This is a genomic window from Saccharothrix sp. NRRL B-16348 (assembly GCF_001280085.1).
Taxonomy (GTDB): domain Bacteria; phylum Actinomycetota; class Actinomycetes; order Mycobacteriales; family Pseudonocardiaceae; genus Actinosynnema.
On record NZ_LGED01000147.1, the window covers coordinates 23,185 to 38,883 of the forward strand.

Consider the following 15,699-nt stretch of genomic DNA (forward strand, 5'->3'; position numbering starts at 1 on the left):
GGCGGACGACCTACCGGGTGGGCGGGAACCCGTCCACCGTGTCGTAGGAGTCGTCTTCCACCGCGAGGCGGGTCATCTCCTTCAACGCGGCACGCCGTTCGACCCGTGCGCGCTCGCGATAGGCGACCACGTCGGCCACGCGGACTCGACGGTGGCGGCCACGCTTGTCGAACGGGATCTCGCCGTCCTCGAGCAGCCGGACCAGCGTCGGACGGGAGATACCCAGCATGTCGGCCGCTTGCTGGGTGGTCAGCAGCTTGGAGTGCGGGACGATCGAGATGGCCAAGCCCTGGGACAGCGCGCTGACCACTTCGCGCAGCGCCTCGTAGACCTCGCCGCGCAGCTCGATCTCAGTGCCGTCCGGACCGACCAGCTTCGCCTGCGTGCTCAGGACCGCGGCCAAGTCCTCCAGTTCGCCTTCCGGCGGTGGAAGAAGCGTGTGCTGCTCCAGCGTCGCAGTCATCAGCCATCCCCTTGCCCTAGTGCCGCGAGCCGGCACCCAGCCGGCCAGGTACCAGTCTAATCGAAAAAACCGAAAATGGCACGGGAGGGTAGGGGATGGCGGCCGGGGTCGGTGTCACCCCGGCCACGTTGCTCACTTGGTGCGCTTGACGAACCCGGCCCAAGCGCTCGCCGGGAAGGCGAGCTGCGGCCCGGTGGGGTTCTTCGAGTCCCGGACGCCAACCGGCCCGGCCGTCGGGAACTTGACGGCCACGCAAGCGCCGTTGTCGGCGCTGTAGCTACTCGTACGCCACATGGCGAACTCCTACGTGATCAATGACTCGATCAGGGTCGCGCTCTCGCCTGGCGACAACGCGACCCGCTCCAGGTTCTGCGTACTCAGCGTATAGGTCTGGACCCGATCGGGTTCACCTACGAAGACAGCCGCATCCTGGATCTCGATGTACACGATCGGGCGGGCGTCCACGAAGTCGAGCAGCATGAACTGGCCGGTGTTGGCGGCATGAGGTCCGGCCTCCGGTTGAACCACCTGCAAGGTGATGTTCGGCAGCGTGCCCAGCTTCAGGAGGTGCCGGTACTGCTCGTTCATCAAGTCCTGATCGCCGACCCGGAGCCGGAGAGCCTGCAAGTTGAGCACCGCGTGCAGTTCGAGCGGTTCGTCCTTGAGCAGCAACCGGGTCCGCTGCATCCGCAACTCGACCAGGCGGCCGGCCGAGTCCGACTTCACCCGTGGCGAGGCGTTCGTGAGAGCCCGAGCGTAGTCCTCGGTCTGGAGCAGGCCCGGCAGCACGATCGGCTCGAAGACGAACTCCCGCCGCGCCAAGGATTCCAGGCCGACCATGGTGCGCAGCCAGTCCGACACCACATCGGTCCACGGCCCGACCCACGAGGCGTCGTCGGCGCGGCTGCTCAGCAGCACGAGCCGGTCGATGTTCTCGCGCTCGACGTTGCAGGCCTTGAGGATCTTGCGGATGTCGCCCGGGTACTGTGTGCTCCGCCCGGTTTCCATGTGGCCGAGCTTGGGCTTGCCGATGCCGCAGGCGCTCGACAGTTCCGACAGCGACAGGTCGGCTTCTTTCCGGTAGCGCGCCAGTTCGACGCCGATCAACCACTGGAGCGCCGAGGGCGCGGCCAACTCGAACATGATCCGAGCTTAGCCAAATCAGCTCGATAAACGTATCACCTGATCGTGCGATAGCGAGCTGTAGACGTTTACCCCTACCGTTCCGGCATGCACATCAGTGACAAGACCGTGTTCAGCCACACGTACCTGGAAGTCGCGCCGGCGACGGAGGTGAGCTGCGAAGTCCTCTCCGACCAGGTGGAGGTGTTCGTCGGCGAGCGCAGCGAGATCCTCGGCGTCGCGAACGGCGTCACGCTGGCCCTTGGCGAGGAAGCCCTCGGTCAACTGCTCCACACGTTGACCGAGGGCCTCGCCGCGCTCAAAGACCGGGCCGCCTGATCAACCCCGGGCGAACGGGCCCGGCGTCACGACCTCGAACGGCAGGTGCGTGATCGTCGTACCCCCGCGCTGGATGCGGAACTCGTCCAGCGCGCCCTTGAAACGGTCCGTCCCGTCCGGTTTCGCGCCGATGCGAATTCCGTCGACGTCGTACGTGTCGTGGTAGGTCATTGCACCTTTAATTGCAGCGCTTCCGCGGACCGTGCCGTCGACCAGCAGTTCCAGCGTCCCACCGACCCGCCGCAGCACGACGTGGTGCCACCGGCCGTCCCCGAACGCGCCGACCGACGCGACGGACGTCGGCCCGGCGTCGGTCTGCACCCGTGCCAGCAACCGCCCCTGGCTGGGCTGCGCACGCAACCACAGCGCGCGCTCCGTCCCACCGACGCCGCACGCCCACACCAAGACCTGGTCGGTCGTCCCGGCCGTGTACCGCATCCGGAAGTCGATCGCGAAATCCCCGTCCAACGCCTGGTACGGCACGACCACCGCATCGTCCACGCCGTCGAACGCCAACGCCTTGCCGGCCACACCGGCGGTGGTCGCCGCACCACCCAGCACCGCCGAGTGGTGGCAGTACGCCGACACATCCGCCGTCGCCGGCCCGGACGGGGTGCGGACGACGTCGTGCGCCTGCGTGTTCTGGTGCTCGAACCCCCACCACAGCACGGGCCGCGTGCCCACGGTCAGCCGCACGTCGTCCACCCTGCCGTCGAGCACGTCCGTCCCGTCCGGCTTCGACCCGACGCGGACGCCCAACGTGTTCGACACCGACCCGGTCAACCCCGTCGCCACGGCCGGGGCGCCGCCGTCGACGCTCAGCTCCACCCGGTCGCCGACGCGGCGCAACACCAACTGGTGCCACGCCCCGTCGCCGAAACCCGCCGCCGCCGACGGGTCGTCCACCGCCACGGACACGTGCCCGGCGTCCGTCTCCACCCACCCGAACAGCCGGTCCGACCCCGGTTGGGCCCGCACCCACACCGACGGCCTGCCCGCCGTCGCCCCGTAGGCCCACAGCAACGCCTGGTTCGCCGTGCCCTGGTGCTGGAACCACAACGAGAACGCGAAGTCGCCCGCGCCGGGGTCCAACGTCGGCGAGTACGGCGTCTCGGCACCGGGATGCGTGGCGTCGACGTCCAGCGCCGTCCCCGCGTGACCCGCGACCACCGGCCGGTACCCGCCCAGCAGCGTGGCGTCCGCGCACTGCCCGGTGAGGTCGTCGGACAGCGCGACCCGCGTCCGAACCGGCGTCACGGCCCCGTCCACGACCTGGAACGGCAGGTTCAGCACCTGGACGCCCGCCTTCCGCACGCTGAAGTCGCGCAGCACGCCCGAGAACGCGTCCACCCCGTCGAGCCGCGACCCCAGCCGCAGCCCGGTGCGCGTCTTCGTCACCGCACCGCCGACGCCCGTAGCCGAAACCGACACCCCGTCCACGGTGAGCGTGATCCGGTTGCCGACGCGGGCCAGCGACAGTTTGTGCCAGGCGTTGTCGGCATAGGCGTTGTCCAGCGCGACGGTCGCCTCGCCGGTCGTCCCCTGGACCCAGGCGACCAGGCGTCCGGACTGGATCCGCGCCCACACCTGCGGCACGTCCGCGCCCTGCCCGAACGCCCAGAACAACGCCTGGTTGCCGGTCGACCCGCCGTGCCGGAACGACGTCTCGACGGTGAAGTCCTGCGCGCCGACGTCCAGCGACCGCGAGTAGGGCACGTCGGCCTGCCCGGTCAGCCCGGCGTTCACCGTGCCGCGCACGTAGGCGTCGTTGGCCTGCGCCGTCGTGTCCGGTGACGTCGGACCGGCCGCCGGCGTCGCGTCCACGGCCGGGTTCGTGCCGGCGGGGATCTGCGCGTGCTGCGTGGTGAACCGGTTGAACCGGATCTCGTCCGCCGAGAACGCCTCGCCGCCCTCGTACAGCAGGCCGATCTCGCCGGTGGACAGCTCGGCCAGGTCGGAGTACCCGGCCCGGCCGCTGTGGATCAGGCCGCCCGCGCCCCAGGTGATGCCGCCGTCCGTCGAGTACCGGATGCGCATGAGTTCCCGGTCCTGCGGGTCGGACGGGCCGGAGAACAGCAGCGTGCCGTTCCGCAGCGCCAGCACCGCGCCCTGCACGTTCGGCGTGGTCAGGCTCGGGACCGGGGTGGAGGCGGACACCGTCGTGCCGCCGTCCGTGCTGATGGCACGGGTGCGGTGGTGGCCGGTGGTGATCTCGTTGCGGCCCGCCACGTACAGGTCGCCGTTGGGCAGCTCGGCCACGGACATCTCACCGGGCCTGATCTTGCCCTCGACGTGCGAGTCGGGCGTCTGGCTCGCGTACCAGTTGTCGCCGTGGTCGGGGCTGTAGAGCACCCCGGCCCGCACGACGTCGCCCACGGCCTGGTGCGCGCCCACGACGAGCCGACCGTCACGCAGCTGGATGCCGTGCGACGGCCCGGTGGCGAACCAGCCGCGCGTGGTCCCGTCGAACGACGCCGGGATCTGCCGTGCGGGCGACCAGGTCACCCCGTCGTCGTCGCTGTGCTGGACCCACGGCAGCCGGGCACCGCCGGGCACGGCCTCGTTCGACGTGGACAGCAGGAACACCCGCCCGGTCGTCCGGTCCACGACCGGCGCCGGATTTCCCCTGGTGAACGGCCTCTCCAGGTCGTCGGGCACCCCGCTCAACACCACCCGGGCCGGGCTCCACGTGCGGCCGTCGTTGGTGGACCGCCGCACGACGATGTCGATGTCACCGCGGTCGGCGCACGAGGGCGACTCCCGCGCCTCCGCGAACGCCAACAACGTGTCCGTCGAGGTCCGCACCAACGCCGGGATCCGATAACACCCGTACCCGCCGGTGCCGCCCTTGAACAGCACGTGCTCGACCCCGATGGACGACGGCGACCCCGTCACACCGCTACCGAACGCCGGCACCGGCGCGACCAGCGCCAGGACCAGCACGAACCCCAGAAGTCGTCTCACCGAAGCAGGCTAGGCAACCCCACTTCCAACGGACTTCCACGCCACTTCGCGGCCTGAGCACGGACGGTTCGCGGACGGCTCGTCGGGCACGTCGTGGACACGAGGACGGCCGTCCCCAGACCGACCGTCCCCGTGAGCGTGGAGATGACCGCGTTCCCCGAAGGGCGTGGACACGCCGCGGCGTCCCAACCGGCAGGGGGGAGCACCGGTCGGGACGTCGACCCCTCGTCACCGGCGGGGGTGTGGGGCACTCCGCCGGGGTTACCTCATCTATCCGCGGTCATGGGGGACACCCTGCTCCGGCGAACGTGAGCGAACCTAGGATGAACCTTGAACCGGCTGTTCGAGGGGGCTGAGCGTGGACTTCGGGCTGCTCGGCGGTGTCCGCGCTCGGGTCGGCGGCGACGACCTCGACATCGGCCACACCCGCCGGCGGAGCGTGCTGGCGGCGTTGCTGCTGGAGGCCGGGCGGCCGGTGTCCGCGGAACGGCTCGTCGACCGCGTCTGGGGCGCCCGGCCGCCGTTGCGGGCCAAGGAGACGCTCTACGGGTACGTCTCCAAGCTGCGGTCCGCCGGGATCGACATCCAGCGCCGGCCGGGCGGCTACGCGCTGGAGACCGACCGGGTCGACCTGGTCGAGTTCCGCGCCCTCGCCGAGCAGGCCCGCGCCGAACCCGACGACCAGCGTGCCGCCGAGCTGTACGACCAGGCGTTGCGGCAGTGGCGGGGCGACGCGTTGGACGGCCTCGACTCGCCGTGGTTCGCGCAGGTCAGGGACTCGTTGCGGGCCGAACGGGCGGCCGTCGAGCTGGACCGCAACGACGTGGCGATCAGGCTGGGCCACCACGCCGCCCTGCTGCCCGCCCTCCGTGACGCCACCCAGGCCGACCCGCTGGACGAACGCCTCGCCGGCCAGCTCATGCTCGCCCTGCACCGCAGCGGCCGGTCGTCGGAGGCGTTGCAGCACTACGACGCGTTGCGCCGCACGCTCGCCGACGAGCTGGGCACCGACCCCGGCAAGCCGCTGCAAGACCTCTACCTGCGGCTCCTGGGTCAGCAAGCGCCGGCGGACGCCCCGGCCGTGCCACGGCAGCTGCCCGCGCCGCAACGCTGGTTCACCGGCCGGGCGAAGGAGATCGCGGACCTCACCGAGCCGTCGGCCACGGTCGTCATCACGGCGATCGGCGGCGCGGGCGGCATCGGCAAGACGGCCCTGGCGCTGCACTGGGCGCACCAGCACGCCGACGACTTCCCGGACGGCCAGCTCTACGTGAACCTGCGCGGCTTCGACCCGGTCGGCGACCCCGTCACGCCCCAGAACGCGCTGCGCGGCTTCCTCGCCGCCCTCGGCGTCGACGACCCGCCGGCCGACCTCGACGCCCAGGCCGCCCTCTACCGCAGTCTGGTCGCGGACAAGCGGATGCTGGTCGTCCTGGACAACGCCCGCGACACCACCCAGGTCACGCCCCTGCTGCCCGGCGGCGCCCGCTGCACCGTCCTGATCACCAGCCGCCTTCAGCTCCTCGGCCTGCTCACGGCGCACGGCGCGCGTTCGGTCGCGTTGGACGTGCTGGACGAGCACGAGTCCCGCGCGTTCCTGGTCTCCCGCCTCGGCGCGGAACGGGTCGAGGCCGAGCCGGACGTCACCCGCGAGCTGCTGGAGCTGTGCGGCGGGCTGCCGTTGGCGTTGAGCATCATCGCGGCCCGTGCGGTGACCCAGCCCGACCTGCCGCTGTCCGCCCTCACCGAGGAGCTGAAGGACCAGCGCCTCGACGCGTTGGACGACCTCAGCGCCGACCTGCGCACGGTGTTCGCCTGCTCGTTACGAGTGCTCACCCCGGCGGCGACGGAGCTGTTCGGGCTGATCGGCCTGACCTCCGCGCCCGACCTGAGCCTGAAGGCGATCACCGCCCTCACCGGCCGCGCCGACACGCGCCGCCTGCTCAGGGAACTCGAAGCCGCCCACCTGGTCCAGCAGCACCGGGTCGGCCGCTACCGGATGCACGACCTCGTGCGCCTCTACGCCGCCGAGGTCGCGCCCGCGCACGCCGACGCCAACCTCAAGGCGTTCATCGGCTACTTCGCCGCGACCGCGCACGAAGGCGACCGGCTCATCGAGCCGCACCGCCCGCCGATCACCGCGCCGGACGGCGACCCGGCCCCGTTGCCGGACGTGACGGCCGCGATGGACTGGTTCGACGCCGAGTACGAGTCGCTGCTCGCCGCCCAACGGCTGGCTGCCGAGCACCGCTGGCACGACGTCGCCTGGCACCTGGCGTGGGCGCTCACGAACTACCACCTGCGCCGCGGCCACGCGGCCGAGGACATCGCGGTCTGGCGGGCCGCCCTCGACGCCGCCGACGCCCTCCAGGACCGGTTCAAGCAGGTCTCGGCGCACAAGTTCCTCGGCATGGCGTTGACCGACGTGGGCCGGTACGACGACGGCGACCACCACCTGCGGCAGGCGTTGGAGCTGGTCGAGGACGACTACGGCAAGGCCGCCGCGCACCGCGCCATGGCGTGGGCGATGGAACGCCGCGGTGACGTCGCCGGTGCGTTGGAGCACGCGCAGGCGCAGCTGGTCCGGTTCCGCGCGCTCGGCATCCCCGTCCGCATCGCCGAGGCGCTCAACGACGTCGGCTACCGGATGGCGCGGCTGGGCGACTACGAGGGAGCCGAGGCGCACTGCCGGGAAGCGTTGGCGCTCAACGAAGAACTCGGTCACGTCGAAGGCGAAGCGGCCACTTCGGACAGCCTCGGCTACATCGCCCACCACCACGGGCGCGACGCCGACGCCGTGGAGCACTACCGGCACGCGTTGAAGCTCTACCGGCAGCTGGACAACTCCTACGAGGAGGCCACCGTGCTGCGGCACTTCGGCGACGTGCTCGCCGCCGTGGGCCGGCACGACGAAGCGCGCGACGCACGGCAACGAGCCCTCACCCTCCTCCGCGCCCAAGGCCGGGTCGAGGACGCCGACGAAGTCCTAGCGCTGCTTGGCTGACGCCAGCACCCCGACCGCGACCACGGCCACCGCCGCCAACACCACGACACCCGTGCGGAACCCGGCGGCACCGCTGCCCGCCAGTCCCGCCGCCAACGCCGCCACCGCGGGCCCCACCGTCGTGCCGACCATCCGCGCGGTCGCGCTCAACCCACCCGCCGCACCTTCCCCGCCTTCCGGCGCACCGGCCATGACCAGCGTGTTCATCGCCGTGTTGAACAAGCCCTGCCCGATACCCAGCACCGCCAGCCGCCAGCACAGGTCGACCAACGACGTCACCGGCAGCACCAGCAGCCCCAACGCGAGCGCGCTCACCACCGAACCGCTCATCGCCACCAGCCACGGCCCGTACCGGTCGCTCAACCAACCCGACACCACCGCCAGCGCGGCCACGCCCGCCACGAACACCAGCAGTGCCACCCCGACGTCCTCCGGCGAGCCGCCCAGCACGTCCGTCACGTGGTAGGGCACGAGGAAGAACATCACCCCGCCCAACGTCGACACCAGCGACAACGCCAGCAGCGGCAGCCCGAACAGCCTCCGCCGCACCAACGCCAGCACCGGCCGTGACGCCGGCAGGCGCGCCCACCACACCGCCAACACCACCGCTGACGCCAGCAGCCACGCCATGTCCTCGAACGCCAGCAGCACCGACGTGATCGCACCGCCCAGCAGCACCGCCTCCAGCACCAACCCCCGGTCCGGCGCCGGCAGCCCGCGCCCGTCACCGCGCAGCGACCGCCACCCCAGCCACAACGCGACCGCCACCACCGGCAGCTTCATCAGGAACACCGAACGCCACCCGAACGCGCCCGCCACCAACCCGCCCAGCGGCGCGCCGGCCAGCCCGCCGACCGTCATGATCGTGATCACGTACCCGATGGCCCGCCCGCGCTGCTCGGGCGCCACCGCCGCGACCACGATCGGCATGTACCCGGCCAGCACCAGCGACCCGGCCACGCCTTGCAGCACCCGTCCCACCACCAACACCCAGAACGACGGCGCGACCGCCGTGAGCACGCTCGCCACCGCGACACCGACCATCGCCAGCAGGAACGCCGACCGCACGTCCGCCCGGTCCACCCACCGCCCGGCCGGGATCGCGATCGCCGCCATCGGCAGCGTGTAGGCCAGCAACACCCACGCCGTGGCCGCCGGCCCCACGTCCAACTCACCGCCCAGACTGGGCAACGCCACCGCCGCCACCGTCATCTCGGTCGTGACGACGAGCATCGCCGCCGCCAACGCCACCACCGGCGCCCAACGCGTCTTGACCTGCACGTCCTGTGTCATGCCGGCGAACCTACGGCCGCCCGCCGCCCGCCCGAATCCGTCAGGTGACCAGTCGTCGGACGCGCAGTCGGGCTTCCGGTAGGAGCAGATCGAGCGACTCTCGCTCAACCCGGACCTGCTCAAGGACCCGCGCGCCGTGCTCGACGCGCTCAAGCAGGAGATGCCGCTGTACGCCGACGGCGGCCACGCCCGACTCGGGACGGCGTCCGAGCGGAGCGACGTCCGCGAAGACTGATGGGCGACCCCCGACGACCAGTCATGTGACAGATGCCCGTGCTCTCCCCTCGCTCCTAGCGTCGACGCCGACACAACCGAGGGAGGGCACACCCGTGATCAAGCTAGCGATCATCGTCGGCAGCACCCGGCGCGGCCGGTTCGCGCCGGTGGTGGCGAACTGGTTCGCCGACCGGGCCAAGCAGCGCGACGACCTCAGCGTCGACGTGGTCGACCTGGACGACATCGACCTGCCGGACCGGCTGCACGGCTTCGGCGAGGAGCCCGCGCCGGAGGTCGCGCTGGTCTCGCCGCGCCTGCGGGACGCGGACGCGTTCGTCGTCATCACGCCCGAGTACAACCACAGCTTCCCCGCGCCGTTGAAGAGCGCCATCGACTGGCACTACACCGAGTGGCAGGCCAAGCCGGTCGGGTTCGTCTCCTACGGCGGCCTCGGCGGCGGGTTGCGGGCGGTCGAGCAGTTGCGGCAGGTCTTCGCCGAGCTGCACGCCGTCACCGTGCGCGACACCGTCAGCTTCCACGGCGCGTGGTCGCGGTTCGACGACGCGGGCGAGCCGGTCGACGCCGACGAGGTGAACAAGGCCGCCACCGCCGTGCTCGACCAGGTGGTCTGGTGGGGGACGGCGCTCAAGGAGGCCCGCGCCAAGCGGCCTTACGGGGCCTGACGTGCGGGCCGTGCGGCTGCACGCGTTCGGCTCGGCCCTGCGGTGCGAGGACGTCGAGGACCCGTCGCCGGGGCCGGGCCAGGTGCGGATCGCGGTGCGCGCGGCGGGCGTGCACCTGGTGGACGGGGTGATCCGGCGCGGCCGTGACGACTGCGTGCCGTTGCCGGAGCTGCCGACCGTGCTGGGTTCCGAAGTGGCCGGCGTGGTGGACGCGGTCGGCCGTGACGTGGCCGAGGCGTGGCTGGGCGAGCGGGTGGTGACGCAGCTCGGCCTCGCCGGCGGGGGATACGCCGAGCTGGTGGTGCGGGAGGTGGGCGCGCTGCACGTGATCCCGGCGGGACTCGACTTCGCGGCGGCCGTGGCGATGGTGTGCACCGGCGGCACGGCGTTGGGAGTGTTGGACGCGGCGGCCCTCGCTCCGGACGACGTGGTGGTCGTGACGGCCGCCGCCGGCGGGGTCGGGACGTTGCTGGTGCAGGGCGCGGCGCGGGCGGGTGCGCTGGTCGTGGGCTTGACGGGGTGCGAGGAGAAGCGACGGGTGGCGTTGCGTGCCGGTGCGGCGGTGGCCGTCGACTACTCAGGGGAGGGGTGGCAGCGGCAGGTGGTCGCGCAGCTCGGGGGACGGGAGGTGACGGCGGTGCTGGACGGTGTCGGCGGCGTGCTGGGACGGGGTGCCGTGGACCTGCTCGCGCCGGGCGGGCGAGTCGTCATGTTCGGGTCGTCGTCGGGTGAACTGGTGCACCTGACCTCGGCAGACCTGTTCGCCCGCGCCCTGACCGCGACCGTCGCCGCCGGACCGCAGGTGGCGAAGCGGTCGGGTGGGCTGCGCGCGCTGGAGGCCCGTGCCCTGGCCGCCGCCGCGACCCACCGGCTGACGCCGTTCGTGCAGCCCTTCCCGCTGGCCGAGGCCGGGCGGGCGCACGAGGCGATGGAGACCAGGCACACGGTCGGCAAGGTCGTGCTGCTCCCGGACGCCGGCTAGGGTCGGGGACATGCTGCACGGGAGGTCCGCCGAACTGGCCGTGGTGGAGCGGCTCCTGTCCGACGCCCGCGCCGGCCGCAGCGGCGTGCTCGTGGTGCGCGGCGAGGCGGGCATCGGCAAATCCGCCCTGCTCGCCCACGCCGCCACCCAGGCGACCTCGCCCTGCGGCTCTGAGCAGCGATCGCCCAGTCCAGTCGGTGACAACCACGCCCCGACCGGTGCCGGGTTCCTGGTCCTGCGCGGCACAGCCGTGGAGTCCGAGTCCGTGGTGCCGTTCGCCGGTCTGAACCTGCTCCTCGGCGCCGTCGTCGACCGCGTCGACACCCTCCCGCCCAACCAGGCCACCGCCCTGCGCGCCGCCCTCGGCCTCGCCCCGCCCGAAGGCGGCGACCACCACCTCGTCGGCCTGGCCGTCCTCACCCTCCTCGCCGACCTCGCCGACCAGACCCCCGTCCTCTGCCTGGTCGACGACGCGCACTGGCTGGACCAAGGCTCCGCGCAAGCCCTCGTCTTCGCCGCCCGCCGCCTCCAGGCCGAAGGCATCGCGATGATCTTCGCCGCCCGCGACCTGCACGCGCCGCCGTTCCCCGCACCCGGCCTGCCCGAGCTGCGCCTCACCGGCCTCGCCCCGGAGCACGCCGCCGCCCTCCTCGAAGAGCACGCCGCCGACCTCCCGCGCTACGTCCGCGACCAGATCGCCGACGAAGCCCGCGGCAACCCGCTGGCGCTGCTCGAACTTCCCGCCGCCCAACGCGAAGGCCACCTGCCCGCCGCCCACGCCTACCGCGTCGCCGCCCTCCCCACCCACAGCCGCATCCAGCAGACGTTCGCCGACCGCATCGGCACCCTCCCCGAACGCACCCGCACCCTCCTGCTGATCGCCGCCGCCGACGACACCGGCGACCCGGCCGTGGTGTTCGAGGCCGCCCGCCTGCTCGGCGCGTCCGTCGACGACCTCGAAGTCGCCGAACAACGGCAACTCCTCCGCTCCGACGACGGCCGGCTCACGTACCGCCACCCCCTGATCCGCGCCGCCGCCTACCAGAGCGCGCCGCTCAAGCACCGCCTCACCGTCCACAAAGCACTCGCCGAGGTGCTGGACGACGCCCACCGCAGTGCGTGGCACCTGGCCGCCGCCACCACCGCACCCGACGAGACCGTCGCCCAAGCCCTCGCCCGCACCGCCGAGGACGCCCGCAACCGGGGCGGCTACATCGCCGTCGCCTCCGCCTACCACCGCGCCGCCGAACTCACCCCGGACCCCGTCGACCGCGGCCACCGGCTGGCGGCGGCAGCGGGCGCGGCCGGTGCGGCGGGCCAGTTCGACCGCGCGGTCGTGCTCGCCGACCAGGCGTGGGACCTGGTGGGCAACCCGGTGGACGGCGCGCGGGTGGCCCGCATCCAGGCGCGGCTGGCCAGCGAGCAGGGACGGTCGGCGCAGGCCGCCGCGCAACTCGCCCGCGCCGTCACGTGCGCCCAGCACACCGATCCGGAGCTGGCGGGGGAGTTGCTGTTCCACGCCGCCAACAACGCGTGGGCCGGCCGCGACTTCGACATCCTCGAGGACGTCGCGGCCCGCGCCGACGGCCTGCCCGGCGCCGACGACACCCGACGCGTCGCCAAGGCCGCGTTCGGCCTGGACGGCGACGACGTCCCCGGCGGCATGGCCGCGCTGCGCGAACTCCTCGACTCCCCGTACGTGGGCGGGCCGGGCAACGCGATCACCGCCTGGTGGCACCTGATCCTCGGCGACGACCAGGCCGCCTACGCCTGGGCGTTCGACCTGGAACGCCAGTCCCGCGCCCAAGGCGCCCTCGGCGTGCTGCCCCGCGCCCTCGCCTACCTGGCCCGGGGCCGCCTGCACCTCGGCCGGCACCGCGACGCGCGCGCCACCGCCGAAGAGGGGCTGCGGATCGCCGCGGACATCGGCCAGGAGTTCAGCGTCGGCTTCCTGGCCGCCGTGCTCGCCGAACTGGCCGCCATCGAAGGCGACGAGGCCAGGTGCGAGGAACTGGTGGCGACGTTGGTCGGCGGCGCGCCCCAGTCCGTGCGGGCCGCGTGCGCCTTGGCGTTGCTGGACCTCGGACTCGGCCGGCACGAGGCCGTGCTGGACCGGTTGGCCGACGTCGCCGCTGGCGCCCACCGCCTGTACTCCGTCACCAGCCTGCCCGACGTGGTGGAAGCCTCCGTCCGGCTGGGCAAGCCGCACCACGACGCCGCCCGCTGGTACGACGAGTGGGCGTCGAGCACCGGCCAACCGTGGGCGCGAGCCGTCTCCGCGCGCTGCCGCGCCCTGCTCACCGACGACGAGCAGTGGTACGTGAAGGCCGTCGACCTGCACCGCGTCGACGACGGCCGCCCGTTCGAACGCGCCCGCACCGAGCTGCTGTACGGGGAGTGGCTGCGCCGGGCCCGCCGCAAGGCCGACGCCCGCACGCACCTGCGGTCGGCGTCGGACCTGTTCGAACGGCTCGGCGCGACACCGTGGGCCGCCCGCGCCCGCACCGAGCTGCGCGCCACCGGCGAGAGCCGCGCCGTGCCGGGGCCGGACCCGCTCAGCACGCTCACCCCGCAGGAGCTGCAGGTCGTGCGGCTGGCAGCCGAGGGCCTGAGCAACCGGGACATCGGCGCGCAGCTGTTCCTGAGCCCGCGCACGGTCGGCTACCACCTCTACAAGGCCTACCCGAAGCTCGGCGTCGCGTCGCGGGTGGAGCTCGGCAGGCTCGCCCTCGCGTAGCCAACTGGTCTAGACCCATTGACATCTCCTCCCTGGCGTACGCACGCTTGACGGCAGCCGGCCGCCGCCTTGCCCTAGGAGGACCAACGGTGACACTCCCCGCGAGGACGGCACGAGCGCTCGCCGTCCTGGTGATGGTGTTCGGCGCGATCGTCGTCTGGAACATCGACACCAGGACGGCCTCGGCCGCCGAACCCCTGACCAGCCTCGTCCCTGTGCCGGTCTCGGTGCAGCCCGCCGCCGGCGTCACGCACGCGATCACCGCCGACACCAGGATCCACACCACGCCCGCCGCGCACGGCGTCGGCGACCAGCTGGCCGCTCTGCTGCGCCCGTCGACCGGCTACGCCCTGCCCGTCACCGACACCACCGGCGTGCCCACCGACGGCATCGCGCTGCTCATCGGCGGCGCACCCGCGTCGGTCGGCGACCAGGGCTACCAGCTCACCGTGACGTCCGCGTCCGTGCAGCTGAGGGCCAACACCCCGGCGGGCCTGTTCGCGGGCGTGCAGACGTTGCGCCAGCTCCTGCCCGCCAAGGTCGAGAGCCGGACCGCCCAGGCGGGCCCGTGGACCGTTCCGGGCGCGACGATCACCGACCACCCGCGCTTCGGGCACCGCGGCGCGATGCTGGACGTGGCGCGGCACTTCCACCCCGTCGCCACGGTCAAGCGCTACCTCGACCAGCTCGCCCTCTACAAGGTGAACTACTTCCACCTGCACCTGACCGACGACCAGGGCTGGCGCATCGTCATCGACAGCTGGCCGCGACTCGCCACGCACGGTGGCAGCACGCAGGTCGGCGGCGGGCCCGGCGGGTACTACACCAAGGCGCAGTACCAGGAGATCGTTGCTTATGCCGCCGCCCGGCACATCACCGTCGTGCCCGAGGTCGACCTGCCCGGCCACACCAACGCCGCCCTGTCGTCCTACGCCGAGCTGAACTGCAACGGCGTCGCGCCCGCGTTGCGCACGGACATCGCCGTCGGCTACTCGTCGTTGTGCGTGTCCAAGGAGATCACCTACACGTTCGTGGAGGACGTGATCCGCGAGATCGCGGCGTTGACGCCCGGCCCGTACTTCCACATCGGCGGCGACGAGGCGAACGCGACCACCGACCAGGAGTACCAGACGTTCATGAGCCGGGTGCTGCCGCTGGTCGGCAAGTACGGCAAGAAGGCCATGGGCTGGCACGAGTTCGTCAAGACGACCACCGACACCGGCGCGGTGGCGCAGTACTGGGGCACGACCACGTCCAACGCGGTCGTCCAGACCGCCGCCGCGCGCGGCCAGAAGATCCTGATGTCGCCCGCGAACAAGGCTTACCTGGACATGAAGTACAACTCCGGCACACCCATCGGGCTGAGCTGGGCCGGCTTCATCGAGGTCCAGGACGCGTACAACTGGAACCCCGGCACGCACGTCTCCGGCGTGCCGGAATCCGCCGTGCGCGGCGTCGAAGCTCCACTGTGGACGGAAACGGTCGTGACCCCGGCCCACGTCGACTACCTGGCGTTCCCACGCCTGTCCGCGATCGCCGAACTGGGCTGGTCACCGTGGTCGACCCACAACTGGGACGCGTTCCGCCTCCGCCTGGCCGCCCAAGCCCCGCGCTGGACCGCGCTGGGCATCGACTTCTACCGCTCACCCCAAATCCCCTGGTCCAACACCAACACCACCACAACCACGACGACGACGACCCAACCATCCGGCACCTGGGCTCCGAACCGCGCGTACACCGTGGGCAACCAGGTCACCTACAACGGCGTCACCTACCAGTGCCGCCAGTCGCACACCTCGCTACCCGGCTGGGAACCACCGAACGTCCCCGCCCTCTGGCAACGCCTCTGACCTGAACGTTGAACTCACCGTCCCTGAACGTAGGACTCTCGCGCCC

The 15,699-nt window shown here is 72.3% G+C and carries 11 protein-coding genes; 6 read left to right on the forward strand and 5 right to left on the reverse strand.

The genetic code is table 11. The features are described 5' to 3' along the window. Nucleotides 1-10: 10 nt before the first annotated feature. The 3 genes from ADK67_RS15090 to ADK67_RS15100 form a co-directional block, all read right to left on the reverse strand. Nucleotides 11-463, reverse strand: a complete 453-nt coding sequence (locus ADK67_RS15090) for a helix-turn-helix domain-containing protein (protein ID WP_053717065.1) — start codon at nt 461-463, stop codon at nt 11-13. Between the two features lie 132 nt (nt 464-595). Continuing rightward, entirely contained in the window at nt 596-757 is a 162-nt protein-coding gene (locus ADK67_RS15095) for a DUF397 domain-containing protein (RefSeq protein WP_053717066.1), read from the reverse strand. A 9-nt stretch (nt 758-766) separates the two neighbouring features. Beyond that, a complete protein-coding gene (locus ADK67_RS15100; protein WP_053717067.1) occupies nt 767-1,606 on the reverse strand; it encodes a helix-turn-helix domain-containing protein in 840 nt (279 codons plus the stop codon). An 87-nt stretch (nt 1,607-1,693) separates the two neighbouring features. On the opposite strand from ADK67_RS15100, the gene ADK67_RS15105 reads away from it, so the two are divergent. Beyond that, a complete protein-coding gene (locus ADK67_RS15105) occupies nt 1,694-1,924 on the forward strand; it encodes a hypothetical protein (RefSeq protein ID WP_053717068.1) in 231 nt (76 codons plus the stop codon). Here the strand turns inward: ADK67_RS15105 and ADK67_RS15110 are convergent, their stop codons facing one another. Further along, nucleotides 1,925-4,888, reverse strand: a complete 2,964-nt coding sequence (locus ADK67_RS15110) for a LamG-like jellyroll fold domain-containing protein (RefSeq protein WP_082403495.1) — start codon at nt 4,886-4,888, stop codon at nt 1,925-1,927. Between the two features lie 358 nt (nt 4,889-5,246). On the opposite strand from ADK67_RS15110, the gene ADK67_RS15115 reads away from it, so the two are divergent. Beyond that, entirely contained in the window at nt 5,247-7,892 is a 2,646-nt protein-coding gene (locus ADK67_RS15115) for an AfsR/SARP family transcriptional regulator (protein ID WP_231648192.1), read from the forward strand. Here ADK67_RS15115 and ADK67_RS15120 read toward each other — a convergent pair. Beyond that, nucleotides 7,875-9,185: an MFS transporter gene (locus tag ADK67_RS15120; protein ID WP_053717071.1), complete on the reverse strand. Its 1,311-nt coding sequence runs from the start codon at nt 9,183-9,185 to the stop codon at nt 7,875-7,877. The two genes, ADK67_RS15115 and ADK67_RS15120, sit on opposite strands and share 18 nt — an antisense overlap. Nucleotides 9,186-9,514: 329 nt before the next feature. Between ADK67_RS15120 and ADK67_RS15125 the strand changes: the two genes are divergently transcribed. From ADK67_RS15125 to ADK67_RS15140, 4 genes are all read left to right on the forward strand, one after another. Next, the gene (locus ADK67_RS15125) at nt 9,515-10,084 is read left to right on the forward strand and encodes an NADPH-dependent FMN reductase (protein WP_053717072.1); all 570 of its coding nucleotides are present in this window, start codon (nt 9,515-9,517) and stop codon (nt 10,082-10,084) included. Between the two features lies 1 nt (nt 10,085). Next, complete coding sequence (locus ADK67_RS15130; RefSeq protein WP_053717073.1) at nt 10,086-11,066, forward strand: zinc-binding dehydrogenase; 981 nt, start codon at nt 10,086-10,088, stop codon at nt 11,064-11,066. Nucleotides 11,067-11,076: 10 nt separating this feature from the next. Next, nucleotides 11,077-13,803, forward strand: a complete 2,727-nt coding sequence (locus ADK67_RS15135; protein ID WP_053717074.1) for an AAA family ATPase — start codon at nt 11,077-11,079, stop codon at nt 13,801-13,803. 134 nt (nt 13,804-13,937) lie between these two features. After that, on the forward strand, nt 13,938-15,653 hold the full coding sequence (locus ADK67_RS15140) for a family 20 glycosylhydrolase (RefSeq protein WP_053717075.1): 1,716 nt from the start codon (nt 13,938-13,940) through the stop codon (nt 15,651-15,653). The last annotated feature ends 46 nt before the right edge of the window (nt 15,654-15,699 follow it).